The sequence below is a fragment of the Sorangium sp. So ce693 genome (assembly GCF_051521375.1).
Lineage (GTDB): Bacteria > Myxococcota_A > Polyangia > Polyangiales > Polyangiaceae > Sorangium > Sorangium atrum.
This window is the reverse complement of record NZ_CP150347.1, coordinates 2,458,502-2,472,755: the sequence shown is the minus strand read 5'-3', so window position 1 is coordinate 2,472,755 and position 14,254 is coordinate 2,458,502. Positions and strand designations below refer to the sequence as shown.

Here is a 14,254-nt window from a genome sequence, read left to right as displayed (position 1 = left end):
ATCCACGGGCCACGTTGACCTTTGAACCAGGAGGACGAGCTCAAGACGGAAGCAGCCGCCTCCGGTGCTCCGGGCGTGCCTCTCCATGCATGAAGCCGCGCGTCAACACCCTTGCGACGCAGGAACGGCCGCGGGACGCTGCGGAGCTGCTGCACCATCACGCCCTGTATGAAACGGGAGCATCAAATGCTTCCCTGATCGCACAGAAGAGGTACGGTTCGAGCTCCAGGGTAGGCAAGGTGCTGCCGTACCCTTCCCTTGCGCCCGACGCAGCTGCCTAACGCAACGCCGGACTTACCATGATGAGGAACCGCCCGCTGCCGTGGACCCTGAGCGTAGTCATCGCCTTGCTGGCGCCCGCCGCCGAGGCGCAGCCGGCGCCCCCTCGGGCCGAGGCGCAGGAGAGCGACGCGCTGACGGACAGGGCGCGCCAGCTCTTCGCAGACGGGGTGAAGGCGGCCAACGCGGGGAAGTGGGCCGAGGCGCACGCGGCGTTCCTCGCGGCGTGGGGCCTCAAGCCGCACTACCAGATCGCCTCGAACCTGGGCGTGGCCTGCCTCCGGGTGGGCAAGCCGCGCGACGCGGCCGAGTACCTCACGCGCTACCTCCGCGAGGCCCCCGCGACGAAGGTCCAGGAGCGGCAGCGCGCGGAGGTGTCGCTGCAGGAGGCGCGGGCGCAGGTCGCGGCCGTCACCGTGGAGGTCGCGCCGGGCGGCGCCGAGGTGACGGTCGACGGGGCGATCGTCGGGCGAGCGCCGCTCGCGGATCCCGTGTTCCTCGATCCGGGACGGCATGAGGTGGGAGCGAAGCTCGACGGGTATGTGTCCCAGACCCGGCCGGTCGACGCGCCCGCGGGGGGCACGGAGACGGTGGTCATCGCGCTGGAGCGCCCTCCGGCGCCGGACGCGAGGGGCGCCGGTGCTGAACGGAGCGCCTCGCCGGCGCCCGGGGTGTCGCAGGGCGGCGGGAGGACGGCGGTGCTCGTCGGAGGCGGCATCGCGACCGGCGTCGGAACGGTCGCGGGCGTCGTGTTCACGCTCGTCGCCAACGGCAAAGCGAGCGACGCGGCGCGGCAGAACAGCGTGATCGACGCCATGGAGGCCGGATCCGTCAGCTGCGCGACCCCCGCTGGCAGCGACCAGAAGCAGCAGTGCAGCAAGCTGCGCTCGCTGGTCGACGACCAGTATCTTTTCAGCAACCTGGCGCTCTGGAGCTTCATCGGCGCAGGCGCGAGCGCGGTGGGGACGCTCGGCTACACATGGCTCGCTGGAGCGCCGAGCGAGCCCGAGCAGCGGGTGCATCTCTTTCCGCTCGTGATGCCAGGCGGCGGCGGGCTCGTCGCCGGCGGCGTGTTCTGAGCCGAGGAACCATGAACCGACGAACACAGAGGGCGATGCGGCTTGCCGCGTGTGGAGCCTCGACGCTGACCCTGGCCTCGATCGCAGCGGTGCTCCCAGCGGCGAGCTGCCTCGGCCCCGACTGTAGCGAGCTGCATGAATGCGGCGGCGGGCGCGGGGTGGGTGGAGAGGCTGAGGGCGCGGGGACCGGCGGCGCATCAGGGAGCGGAGGTGCCACGGGGACCGGCGGCGCCGGCGGGACCGGAGGCGCGGCCGGGAGCGGAGGTGCCACCGGGACCGGGGGTGCCGGGGGAGGGCCGACGCCCGTGGGGTGCGTGCCCAGCGACAGGCAGCGCTGGAGCGCGGACGCGACCTGCGGCGTGTTCGTGTCGGCCACGGCGGCCGACGGGGGTGACGGGAGCCCGGATGCGCCGGTGAAGACGCTCGCGGACGCCATCCAGCGCGCCGCGCAGATCGAGGACAAGGAGGCGCGGCGCGTGTACGCGTGCGCCCAGACGTTCAACGAATCGCTCACCGTGATGGCGGGGATCACCCTCTACGGTGGCCTCGATTGCGACGCTCATTGGCAATGGGGGGAGGCCAACAAGACCACCCTCACGGCGCCGCCCGGGGTTGTGCCCCTGGCCATGCGCGCCGAAGGCGAGACGGTGCACCTGGAGAATCTCCATGTCATCGCTCCGGCGATCGATCCGGACGACGCGGGGACCTCCGCCATCGCAGCGATCGCCGAGCGCTGCGCCATCGACCTGGCTCGGTGCACCTTCGAGGCGGGCGATGCGGCGCCCGGTGCCCCGGGGGCGGCCCCTCCTCCACAACCCGCGCGACTCCCCCAGGGCACCCGGGGGAACGCTGCATGCTCGGCAAACGACGTATCCACTGCCGCGCCGCAGCCCGATACGTGCGGTACTGCGGACACCTCCGACGACTCGATCGGCGGGAGGGGCGGGCGTGGCCTCGAGGACCGCGCGACCGATGGCGGCAGCGGTTCTCCCGGTGGGGAGGACAATCCCAACGCTGGCGCATACGTTGCCGAAAGCAGAGGGTGTACCCAGGGCCAGTCAGGCAGAGCGGGTGATGACGGCGCACCGGGCGCAGGGGCACACGGCATCGGCCAGCTCTCCAGCGCCGGCTACGCCGGGTTGTCCGGCGGCGACGGCCAACGCGGGAAGACTGCCCAGGGGGGCGGGGGTGGCGGCGGCACCCGCGGGAGCACCCAATGCCCTTTTGGCACCCGTGGCGGCGCCAGCGGCGGCAACGGCGGCACGGGTGGCTGCGGCGGTGCTGGCGGCAGGGGTGGCTCTCCCGGCGGGTCGAGCATCGCCCTGGTGAGCGTCAACGCAACACTCACGTTCCGTGACGGTGTCCGGCTGATCGCGCGTAAGGGTGGCAATGGCGGCGACGGCACCGGCGGCCAGGACGGCGGGCCTGGCGCGTATGGTGGGCCGGGCGGGATGGGTCGGGGCAATGATGTGATCGAAGGATGCCGCGGCGGGCAGGGAGGCCAGGGAGGCTCCGGCGGCCGGGGCGGCGGCGGTCAGGGCGGCCATTCCCTCGCCATCGCCTTCCTGGGCACGCCGGACACCGTCCCGTCCCTCGATGGCGTCATGGTCCAACTGGGCGTGCCCGGCGCAGGCGGCGCTGGCAGCGATGTCGACCATGAGGGCGGTGCGGGTCAGGCCAGCATGCTCCTGGATTTCTCGTCTCGGTGAGCACCGGCGCCATGACTCCCGCCGCCGTCTCGTCCTCGCCCCCGCGCGCAACACCGCTCAGGGAGCGTAGGGATCCTTCTTCTTCGCCTGGTCCCGCAGGCAGTTCGCCCGCATGAACCCTGTCTTGCCCGCGCACGGATCCGCGGGTTGCCGCCGGACCGCCGGTGGCTGTGCAGGCCGCGACGCTGCGGGCGCAGGCTGCGCCGGAGGCTGAATCCGGGGCTGCGCCGCGACGACCGACCGCGCCGGCGCAGGCGCCGCAGCAGGTGGCGACGCCGCGACCGCCGACACCGCCGCCGGCGGATTCGGCGCCGCCACCGCCGGCTGACTCCGCTCGACCGACGCCGGCTCCACGCCCTCCGGCCCCGCGTCCGGCGCGCTGTTCGCCCCACCGGCATCCACCGGCTCATCCACGCTGGGCGGCTCAGCCGCCGCCGAAGCCTGCGGCACAGCGGTCGCCGGCGGAGGCGGCGGGTCCGGCGGCCTTTCCGCGCTCGCAGCGCTCTCGAGCCCGGCCTCCGGCATCGTCTCGATCCCGGCCGCGTTCTCGGGCGGCGCTGGCGAGCGCAACACGAGGAAGAGCGCTGCGCCGACCAGACCAGCCGCGCCGGCGGCGAGCGCCGCGATGGCCGGGCCAGGAAGGCGCTTCCAGCCTCCGTGCCGCCGCGGCGGCGTCTGCGGCGCCTGCAGAGGCACCGGCGTGGCGCGCGCTGCCCAGGGCGACGGCTGCGCGCCTCGGCCTGCCTGAGGGCCGGACACGAGCGGCGCGGTCGTCGATTTCCCCGGCTCGCCGTGGCCCCACGCGGGCGACGCGCCCAGCGCTGCCTCGGCGCTCGCCATGGCCTCCGGCTCGAGCCTCTGGGTCAGCTCGGCGTTCCACTCCCGCTCCGGCGCCCCGCTCGCCATCGGCGATACCGGCGCCCCGCTCGCCATCGGCGACACCGGCGCCCCGCTCGCCATCGGCGAAACCGGCGCCCCGCTCGCCATCGGCGACACCGGCGCCCCTGCCGGCGCCCCGCTCGCCATCGGCGACACCGGCGCCCCCGCCGGCAGCGCCCCGCTCGCGCTCGGCGACACCGGCCCTCCTGACGCCGCCGCGCCAGGAAATGCGTGCGCCTCCATGGCCGCCATCTGCCCCCCACCCCCGCCCCCGACGGCAAATCCCGCCCTCGCGCCCGCAGCCGTGTACCCCTCGAGGAGGTCCGCCACCTCCGCCGCCGATCCGATCCGCTCGTCCCGGTGGCGCGCCATGCACCTCGCCACGAGCTCCACGAGCCCCGGGTCCACCCGCCGCACGTACCGGGAGACCTTGGGCATCTCGCCCGTCAGGATGCCGGTGAAGACCGCCCTCGCGTCCCCCTGGAACGGCCGCATGCCCGTCAGCATCTCGAACAGCACCACGCCGAGCGCCCAGATATCGGCCCGGTGGTCGACGTTCGGCTCGGCCCTCACCTGCTCCGGGCTCATGTAGAGCGGCGATCCCACCGCGCCGCCCGTCGCCGTGCGGATGCCGTCATTCACGGAGAGGTTCTTCGCGACCCCGAAATCGAGCACCTTCACCACCGGCTCGTCCGCGTCGGCCTCGCGGTGCAGGAAGATGTTCGCCGGCTTCAGATCGCGGTGGACGATGTGCAGCGCGTGCACCGCCGCGAGCCCCCTCGCCACGTCTCGCCCGATCGACGCCGCCACGTCCGCGTCGAGCCGCCGCCTGCGCACGAGCAGGTCCGCGAGCGTCTCTCCGGTGAGCAGCTGCATCACCAGGAAGGGCTCGCCGAACTCGGTCTCCCCCATGTCATACATGTCGATGACGTTGCGGTGCCGCAGCGCCCCGCCATTGCGCCCTTCGCGCTGCAGGCGCCTCCGGAGCTCGGGATCCGGGCGGTGAATCAGCTTCAACGCCACCTCACGCGAGGTGGACAGGTTGAGCGCCGCCCAGACGACGCCCATGGATCCCTCTCCCAGCCGCCGCACCAGCTTGTACTTCTCGGCGATCACCAGGCCAGCAGCGATCTGCGTGAAAGAGGTGGACATCGAGCTCAGCAGGGTGGGTCGAGGCGCATCGCCGCGATGGGCGAGGTCGCTTTACCTATCGCAAACGAGAGGGCGGCGCGGAAGGTAGCACGCTCTCCGCCGGGGTCCCTCGGGAGCTCCACCTCACCGCGCCGCAAGAGAGATCCCGCGGCCATGCCGATCCCCAGGAGGATCGCCGCCGCGACCACGGCCATCGCGATCCACACGACAGGCGAGCGGGCGGGCACAGGAGGCGGCCTCTTCAGCTCGCGGAGCGGATCGAGCGGCACCGTGCCGCCAAGCGACAGCGCCTGCTCGAGGGGAGCGCCCGGACGCGCCAGCGACGCGCTGGCCGGTGATCGATAGGCGGCCGCCTGCTCCGGTGACATCTTGAGCGTCCCGCAGTCCCCCAGCAGAGGATTGCTCGGCATCCGCTCCCGATGCCCCGGTGTCGCCATGCCCCCGCCCGCCGCCGGCTGCTCCGGCCACGCGCCCGCCGCCGGCCGCGCCGGCCACGGGACCACCGCCGGCTGCGCCGGCGCCGCGATCGCCCCTCGAGGCCCTGACACCGGCGTGTTCGGGTGTCCCGGCAGGGCCTGCAGATGCGCCATGGACGCCGGGAGCGGCGTCCCGGTCGCCGGCGTCGGCGATCGCCCAGGAGCCGCCCCACCCCACGACCCTCGCCCGAGCTGCTGCGGGATCTCGTGCCGCAGGTCCGGCGACGACCCCGGCCTCGAGGGCACGCGCTGCGGCGCCGGCGGCGTGACGAACGGCTCGAGCGCCGCCGCGACCTCGGCCGCCGAGCGCGGTCTCTTCTCGCGATCGCGCTGGAGACACTGTGTCACGAGGGCATCGAGGCCGGGATCGATCTGCCAGACGGACTGGGACACCGCCGGGATGTCGCCGTGCAGCACGTTTCTCAGGAGCTCATGCGCCTTGCCCTGGATCGGCCGCCTGCTCGTGAGCATCTCGAACATCACGACGCCGAGCGCCCAGAGGTCCGCGCGCGTGTCGATATCGCTCTGCGCCCGCACCTGCTCCGGGCTCATGTACGCCGGCGAGCCGATGAGGATGCCTGTCGCGGTCCTCGCCTGTTGAGGACCCGCGAGGAACTTGCTCACGCCGAAGTCGAGTATCTTGACGGTGGCATCGCTGTCGCCAGGCTCGGTGTGAAGAAAGATGTTGGACGGCTTCAGATCGCGGTGGATGATGCCCCGCTCGTGCGCGGCGGAGAGGCCGCGCGCGATGTCCCGAGCGATGCGTGAGGCATCGTGGATCTCCAGCTTGCGCTTGCGCTTGAGCAAGGACGAGAGCGTCTCTCCGGAGAGCAGGGGCATGACGAGGAACGGGTCGCCGTTCTCCGTCTCGGCAGCATCGTAGATATCGACGATGTTGCGGTGGCTCACGGCGCCGCAGGCGCGCGCCTCCCGCAGCAGCCGGACGCGGAGCTCCGGGTCGGGCCGCACCAGCAGCTTGAGCGCGACCTCGCGAGAGGTAGCCTCGTTGTGCGCTGCCCAGACGACGCCCATCGCCCCTTCGCCGATCCGCCGGAGAAGGCGGTACTTGCCGCAAATGAGCGCACCTGGCGGCGGCGCGGCAGGGGCCGAAGGGGACTGCATGGGGTGGTCTCGCTGGAGGACGGACGTGGCAGCAGGTCGACGGTGCCTGGGAAGAAGTGTCGCAGGTGAGGCAGCGCACCGTCAAGAAAAGCCGCTGGCCGGGCTCGCAGAGCGCCAAACCGCTCCGACGCCTCCGCTGTAGACGCGCGCTCAGCGCGCGTGATCGTCGCCGCCTCGCCGCTGCCCGGGAATCGCGGCGCGACCGTGGCGCCACCTCAGGAGGGGCGGCCCGCGCCGCGGAGAGGTCGAGTCTATTTCTTGAGCTTCGCCTCGCACTGCTTCTTCGCCAAGAACCTGAGATGGGCGCACGAGGCCGGGGACGGGGACGGCGCAGCCTTCGCGGGCTGCGACGTCGCAGGCTGCGATGTCGCGGGAGGCGCCCCGAGCGTCGAGCTGCCCGGCTTCGCGCCGCTCGCCGTCCCCGCCGCCGCGCCCGCCCCGCCGCCTGGCGCCACCGCGCCCGCCCCGCCTCCTGGCGCCGCCGCAGCGGCTGCGCTGCTCGCCGGAAGGGCGCTCGGCGCCGACGGCACGGGCGGCGCCAACGCCGAGGAGCCCGGCGGCGCCTCCGCGGATGGCACCGAGGGCTCCTGCGCCGAGGGCTCTTCGTTCCGCGGCGGCGCTTCCCCGCGCTCCGGCGCGGCGACCGTGTCTCCGGCGCGGTCCAACGACGGCATCGCGCTCCCGGACGCTTCCGGCGCGGCCGATGATGGCTCCGGCGACCTCAGCGAGATGAGCATCCCCACGACGATCAGCGACAGCGCGGCAGCCACGATCGCGAGCGTCGCGGCCGTACGCTTGCGCCTCGGTTCCTCACCGTGCGGGGCCCGCTCGTGAGCGTCCTGGGCCTGGTGCACCCCGACCTGGTGGACCGACGGGTGGTTCGAGACGAGCGGGGTCGTCGACGAGCTTCCCGCTTGCCGCGGCGCGCCCGTTGCCGTGGCCCCGCCCGGCCTGGAGTCCGAGGCGCTCGCGCCCGCTTCCGGGCCGGGCCTCGCGGCCGGCGCCGAGCTCCAGCTCGGCTGCGCGGCGATGCCTCCCGGCGGCAGCGCGCCGGCAGGGCCGAGGCCACCCGGCCCCACCCGGCCCTCGGGCATCGGCGGTGCGTTCATGCGCACCGTCATCGCCCAGGAGCCCTGCTGCGGCGCCGCCACGGGCGCAGGCTGCACCGGAGCGGCTTGCGCCGCGCTCGCCTGGGACGGCTCCGGCGCTGCAAACGCCGCCACCGACGACGACGTCCGCGGCGCAGCGGCGGCAGGCCCCGCCGCCGGATACGCCCCCGACCCAGGGCGCGGCCCCGCGGGCCCGGCCGCATCCGCGTTCTGCCGCGTGAGGGGCAAGGTCGCCACGTCCTCTTCCCGCGGGGCACGCACCACGGACGCCGCGGCCAGGTGCTGGCCCGAGCTGCCCGGACGCCGAGGAACCGCGCCCGCCGCATGGCCGGCCCCCGACGCTGGCCCCCCATCCGCCACGCGGCTCATGCCCGACGCTGGCCCCGCAGCCACCTGCCCCGGCCCCAGCGACGGCGACCTCTGCGCCTCAGGCGACTCCTGCATCGGGAGCGGGGCCCGCGGCCCCCCACCGAGCAGCGCCAGCGGCAGCGCTCCCGCGCCCACCTCGACGCTCCCCGGCCGGTTCACCACCGACCCGGGTTGCGCCACCGACGCAGGCTGCGCCGCGAGCGCCGACCCGGGTTGCGCCACCGACCCGGGTTGCGCCACCGACCCGGGTTGCGCCACCGACGCAGGCTGCGCCGCGAGCGCCGACCCGGGTTGCGCCGCAAGCGCCACCGTGCCGCCTTGCGATTCCTGCCAGCCGGCGTCCACGTCCTCGTCCGGGGGCGCCTCCCGCCCCTCCGGCGACGACTGCCGCAGCGCCGCGTCCCTGCCCGGGCCCACGCCGCGCTCCGTGTACCGATCGAGCAGCGCCGCGACCTCCGCCGCAGAGCCGATCCGCTCCGCGCGATCCCTGCGCATGCAGCGGGCGATCAGGTCGACGAGCCCCTGGTCCACCCGCCTCAGGTACTTGGACACGGTGGGGATCTCGCCGGTCAAGATCCCCATGAACACCGCCTGCGCGTCCCCCTGGAACGGGCGCATGCCCGTCAGCATCTCGAACAACACCACGCCGAGCGCCCAGATGTCGGCCCGGTGATCGACGTTCGGCTCGGCCCTCACCTGCTCCGGGCTCATGTAGAGCGGCGACCCCACCGCGCCGCCCTGCACCGTGTGCAGGCCGTCGTTGACCGAGAGGTTCTTGGCGACCCCGAAATCGAGCACCTTCACCACCGGCTCGTCCATGTCCGGCTCGCGGTGCAGGAAGATGTTCGCCGGCTTCAGATCGCGGTGGATGATGTGCATCGCGTGCGCCGCCGCGAGCCCCCTCGCCACGTCTCGCCCGATCGACGCCGCCACGGGCGGGTCGAGCCGACGCCGCCGCGCGAGCAGCTCGGCCACGGTCTCCCCCGTGAGCAGCTGCATCACCAGGAACGGCTCCCCGGCCTCGGTCTCCCCCATGTCGTAGATGTCGATGACGTTCCGGTGCCGCAGCGCCCCGCTGTTGCGCGCCTCGCGCTGCAGCCGCAGCCGGAACTCGGTCTCCGGCCGGTGGATCAGCTTCAGCGCCACCTCGCGGGCGGTCGCCACGTTCACCGCCGCCCAGACGACGCCCATCGCCCCCTCGCCGATCTGGCGCAGGAGCCGGTACTTCTTGTCGATCAGCACACCGGACGCGAGCAATGTCGAGCTCTTCGGCGAGGGCATCATCGGCTTTCCGGAAGCGCGGCACGCCCCCCCATCACGGAGACCGCACGGACGGCCGCGACCAGCAGCGCGAGGCGAGCACCGGCGCCCCCACGAGGCCCCCACCGCCCAGCGCTCGCGCCGCGCGATCCGCCATCCACCCGCGCCCGTGCGACGTGACATCCGGTCCCCAGGTCCACGGGACAGCCTCCTGTGCGGGGCATCCTACAGCAGTTCTCCCTGGCGCGATACGTTCCCTGCGAAGACGAACGCACGAAGAACACCGACGAGGAAAGAGGGAGAGGCCCGATTCGCTCCAGCCAGGCGCGGACCCACGCTCGCCGCCAAACCCGGCGAATCACTCGTGGAGGAAAGCGAGGCGCACATGAGCGACACAACCATCATGAAGGTCTCCTCCGGCCGCTCTCCGAAAGGCCAGATGGGACAAAAATACCTGGCCTCCGGGATCCAGGTCTCGATGCGACTCTGGGAACGCGAGCCGCCAGGCGACGCCAAACAGCCGACCGCGCGGGATTACGAGACCGTAGGGTTCGTCATCGCTGGACGGGCCGAGCTGCTCATCGAGGGGCAAATGGTGCGCCTCGAGCCGGGCGACTCCTGGACGGTCCCCAAAGGGGCGTCGCACTCCTACAAGATCATCGAACCGTTCACCGCCGTGGAGGCGACGAGCCCGCCCGCCGGCGTCCACGGGCGAGACGAGACCGGGGCGACGCCCTCCGGCAAGACCTGAGACCGCGACGCAGGGGTCTCACCCCCTGGAAGCCCGATCACCCGGACCTCACAGCGCGGTGCCAGCGCCGGACGCGGGCTTCTCCTTGTCCTGCGCTCCCCTGGCGCGCCCCGCCGGCTGCTCCGCGGCGTCGCGCCCCGCCGGCTTCTTGTCGTCCGCTCCGCCCGCCGCCGGCTTCTTCTCGCCCTCGGCGGCCTTCTTCTCCTCCGGCGTCGCTCCCGCCAGGTCGCCCGCGCCCGCCGTCCCGGCGCCGCCGGGCTTCCCGTCGCCCGCGCCCGCCTCGACGGGCGTCACGAGCACCGCCGGCTTCACCGGCTCGGCCGCCGCCTTGTCGCCGTCGTCCACCGCGCCCGCGGCCGGCGCCGACGCCACGCGGACCTCCTCCTCGCGCGGCTCGACCGGCGTCGGGTCGTCCGGATGCGAGGTCGGCACGTACACCACCAGCCGATCCCCGGGCATCAGCGGGCTCCGCCTCGAGCGCTGGTTGATCCGCTCCAGGCTGCCGACGCTGAGGCCGTACCGGCTCGCGAGCTTGCTGAACGAATCCCCCTCCCGCACCGCGATCTCGATGCGCTTCCGCCCCTTCAGCCCCTCGAAGTGCGCGAAGAACTCCTCCGAGCCGACCTCCATGACGCGCGCGTCGCCCTCGTCGAGCAAGAACACGCCGTCGTTGCGCTGCGACCTCGGGACGAACAGCTGGAGCGTCATCCCCTCATGGAGCGACGCCCCGGGCGCCAGCGTGTTCCAGCGGCAGATCTCATCGGGCGTCACCGAGAGCACCGCCGCCAGATCGCGCAGCGCGTCGCCCGCGACCACCCGGTAGAACACCCGCCGGCGCCCCTCGTAGGAGAAACGCTGCGCCGGGACCACCACGACCGGCTTCCCCTCCGACGACAGCGGCGCGCCGCTCGCGAGCAGGTGCTCGGCCGCCGCCGCCCCGACGCCCTCCGCCGCCGGGACGAACAGCAGCGCCCCGGGGCGCACCGGCTCGCCAGGCCGCAGGCCGTTCAGCGTCTGCAGCGTCCACCGCGTCGTCCGCCGGAACGTCGCGATGTCGTCGAGCGACTCGCCCCAGCGGACGAGGTAGCGCTCCAGCTTCGGCTCGCGCTCCAGGAGCTTCGGCATCGACTTCGCCGCGCGCGCCCCCGCCCCCGCAGGCACCCGGACCTCCCAGCGCGCCTGCTCCTTCGCGTCCACCGGCGACGGCGGCGTGCGCTTCGCCACGAGCTGCGGGTTGAGCGCCTCGATCTCCGGCGCCCCCGCGCCCGACGCCGCCGCCACCGCCTGCAGCGACACCCCGGAGCCGAGCGAGATCTTGTCGAACGTCACCGCCGGATCGAGCTCCACGTCGTCACAGCCGAACACCGACGGGTTCCGCGCCACGATCGCGATCGCGAGGATCTTCGGCACATAGAGCGCCGTCTCGAGCGGCATCCCCGCCTCGAGCCGCGACAGCTCCCAGAAGTCGTTCGTGTTGTACTTCCGGATCGACGCGAGCAGCCCGCCGTACCCCATGTTGTACGCCGCGAACGCGAGCTCCCAGCCGCCGAAACGCCGCCGGAGATCCGTGAGGTACCGCGCCGCCGCCAGGGTGGATCGTTCTGGATCCAGGCGCTCGTCGACCCAGCGGTCGACGGTGAGGCCATAGATGCGCGCCCCCTCCGGCATGAACTGCCAGAGGCCGGCCGCGCCGGCCGGGGACTGGATGGTCGGGTCGAAGCCGCTCTCGACGAGCGAGAGCCAGAGGAGATCCTCCGGGAGCCCCTGCTCGCGGAGGATGCGGCGGATGGCGGCGCCGTAGCGGCCGCTCTTCTTGATCCACGTGACCACGGCGGAGCGGCCGCGCGGGTCGTCCTTGTAGTACTCGAGGTAGCGCACCACCCGGCCGTCCCAGCGGACCGGGATCTCGGGCAGCTCGAGCTGACGCAGCCAGGAGATGTCGCGGGTCTCCGCCGCCTCCGGCGGCGGAGCGGGCAGGCCCGCAGGCGGCAGGCCGGAGACCTCGAGGCGCGGCTCGCCCGCGCCGAGAAGGAGCGTGCCGTCGACCGGCCACGCGGGCCCGGCGCTCGGGGCCGCGCCGGGGAACAGCGCCAGGTCGATCGCGCGCAGCGTGCGGAGCTCGGGCGACTCGCCGGTGCTCGCCCCCGCCGGCGTCGCGGTGCCCGCGATGACCCGCCGCGCCGCCTCGTCCGGCACGCCGGGCTCCCCCGGCTTGCGGGTGATCTTCGCCGCGCCCTTCTTCGTCGACGCCTTCGATCGCCCAGCGGCCTTCGCCGGCGTCTTGGCCGCGCTCTTCGCGCCGCCCTTCCCGCCCGACACGGCCGCCACCCTGACCGGCGCAGGCTTCTCCGCCTTGCCCTCGGCCGACCCATCCTTCTTCGCGTCGACCTTGGCCGGCTCCGCCTTGCCCTCGGCCGACCCATCCTTCTTCGCGTCGGCCTTCGCCGGCTCCGCCTTCGCGGGCTCCGCTTTCGCCGGCTCCGCCTTCGCGGGCTCAGCTTTCGCCGGCTCCGCCTTCGCGGGCTCAGCTTTCGCCGGCTCCGCCTTCGCGGGCTCCGTCTTCTTGGCGTCGGCCTTCGCCGCGTCGGTCTTCGCCGGCTCCGCCTTCGCACCGGCCGCAGGCGCCGCTACCTCCGAAGGAGGCGCCGCAAGGCCGTCGAAAGCGACGCCCGAGAGGGCGGCCAACCAGCCAAGACATACAAGCCTGCGTGCGGCGCGTCGGATCCGCATGTCAGCGACCGACCTGTCTCACGATGCGCCCGAGGGGTCAACTTTGGCAGCCCGCTGGAACCCAGCTCACCCTAGAGCGGTTCCCACCCGCCCTGGTACGAGCGTCGCAGAGCGGCGGTCACCCGCACAGGAGACGGGTCCAGATCGGCGTTTTCGGCGCGGAAGCGCACTCCAGTGCGCTGAGCACCGAAAACGTCGAGATGGGCCCGTATCCGAAGCGGGTGACCGCCGCTAGGAGAGCAGCGCGATGAAATCGCCGATCGCCGTGAAGGGCAGGCTCTCGTTCACGACCCCGGCCCGCACCGCAGCCCCGGGCATGCCGTAGACCACCGCCGAGTCCTCGCTCTCGGCCACCACCGTGCCCCCGGCCGCGCGGACCGCCCGCGCGCCGTTCACCCCGTCGTCGCCCATCCCCGTCAGGATGATGCCCACCGCGCGGCTGCCGCCCACCTGCGCCACGCTCCGGAACAGCCGGTCCGCGCTCGGAACGTACCGATCCCCGGGCGCCGGCGCCCCCACCCGGATCCGGATGTCGCCGCTCAACCCGACCCCGCTGCCCGGCGTCACCGCGATCTCCATGCACATCCTACCCGGGCACACATAGGCCTTGCGGGCCACCACCTGCTCGCCGTTCTGCGCCTCGACCACCCGGAGGCCGCCCTTCCGATCGAGCCGCTCCGCGAACGTGCGGGTGAACTTGTCCGGCATGTGCTGCGCGATGAAGATCGCGCCGGGGAAGCGATCCGGGATCCGGTTGAAGATCTCGAGGAGCGCCGTGGGCCCGCCCGTCGACGAGCCGACCGCCACGAGGTGGCGCAGCGAGACGCCGAGCCGCGACGACTCCTGCACCGCGCGCGGCGAGGCGGGCTGCGCCGCCCGCGCCGGGGCCGGCGCAGCCGGCATCGGCGACCGGGGGCGGAGGTAGCGCACCAGCAGGACCTTCTGGATGATCTCCCGCCGGATCTGCGCGTCCGCCGTGAACTGCCGGTCCGGCTTCGCCACGAAGTCGACGGCGCCCAGCTCGAGCGCCTTGAAGACGTTCTCCTTGTGGCTGTAGCTCGAGACGATGATGACGGGCGTCGGCTGCCTCGCCATCAGGATGCGGAGGAAGGTGAAGCCGTCCATGCGCGGCATCTCGAGATCCAGCGTGATCGCGTCCGGCCGGAGCTGCGCGGCCTGACGGAGCGCGTCGTCGCCGTCACCGGCCTTGCCCACGACCTCGATCTCGTCGCTTCCGCTCAAGATCTCGGCGATGTTGCGCCGGTTGTACGCGGAGTCGTCGACGACGAGCACGCGCAGGGGAGCGAATGTCATGAGCGCAAAACCTTCCGCCGGAGGT

General features: G+C 73.4%; 8 protein-coding genes. 3 read left to right on the top strand and 5 right to left on the bottom strand.

Features of this window, described 5'->3' with window-relative positions:
- Window positions 1-299 precede the first annotated feature (299 nt).
- Together WMF14_RS09465 and WMF14_RS09460 are read left to right on the top strand one after the other, a co-directional pair.
- Window positions 300-1,358 (top strand): PEGA domain-containing protein, encoded by a 1,059-nt coding sequence (locus WMF14_RS09465; protein WP_437800230.1) that lies wholly within the window; start codon window positions 300-302, stop codon window positions 1,356-1,358.
- Window positions 1,359-1,771: 413 nt separating this feature from the next.
- Window positions 1,772-3,067, top strand: a complete 1,296-nt coding sequence (locus WMF14_RS09460; protein WP_437800228.1) for a hypothetical protein — start codon at window positions 1,772-1,774, stop codon at window positions 3,065-3,067.
- Between the two features lie 57 nt (window positions 3,068-3,124).
- Here WMF14_RS09460 and WMF14_RS09455 read toward each other — a convergent pair whose 3' ends face one another.
- From WMF14_RS09455 to WMF14_RS09445, 3 genes are all read right to left on the bottom strand, one after another.
- Window positions 3,125-5,098 (bottom strand): protein kinase domain-containing protein, encoded by a 1,974-nt coding sequence (locus WMF14_RS09455; RefSeq protein WP_437800226.1) that lies wholly within the window; start codon window positions 5,096-5,098, stop codon window positions 3,125-3,127.
- Window positions 5,099-5,103: 5 nt separating this feature from the next.
- A complete protein-coding gene (locus WMF14_RS09450; protein WP_437800224.1) occupies window positions 5,104-6,696 on the bottom strand; it encodes a protein kinase domain-containing protein in 1,593 nt (530 codons plus the stop codon).
- Window positions 6,697-6,947: 251 nt separating this feature from the next.
- Entirely contained in the window at window positions 6,948-9,458 is a 2,511-nt protein-coding gene (locus WMF14_RS09445) for a protein kinase domain-containing protein (protein ID WP_437800222.1), read from the bottom strand.
- Window positions 9,459-9,819: 361 nt separating this feature from the next.
- Between WMF14_RS09445 and WMF14_RS09440 the strand changes: the two genes are divergently transcribed.
- A complete protein-coding gene (locus WMF14_RS09440; RefSeq protein WP_272101290.1) occupies window positions 9,820-10,185 on the top strand; it encodes a cupin domain-containing protein in 366 nt (121 codons plus the stop codon).
- Between the two features lie 48 nt (window positions 10,186-10,233).
- On the opposite strand, the gene WMF14_RS09435 is transcribed toward WMF14_RS09440, so the two are convergent.
- Together WMF14_RS09435 and cheB are read right to left on the bottom strand one after the other, a co-directional pair.
- Complete coding sequence (locus WMF14_RS09435) at window positions 10,234-12,870, bottom strand: transglycosylase SLT domain-containing protein (RefSeq protein ID WP_437800220.1); 2,637 nt, start codon at window positions 12,868-12,870, stop codon at window positions 10,234-10,236.
- Between the two features lie 276 nt (window positions 12,871-13,146).
- Entirely contained in the window at window positions 13,147-14,229 is a 1,083-nt protein-coding gene (cheB, locus tag WMF14_RS09430) for a chemotaxis-specific protein-glutamate methyltransferase CheB (protein WP_272101288.1), read from the bottom strand.
- Between the last annotated feature and the right edge of the window lie 25 nt (window positions 14,230-14,254).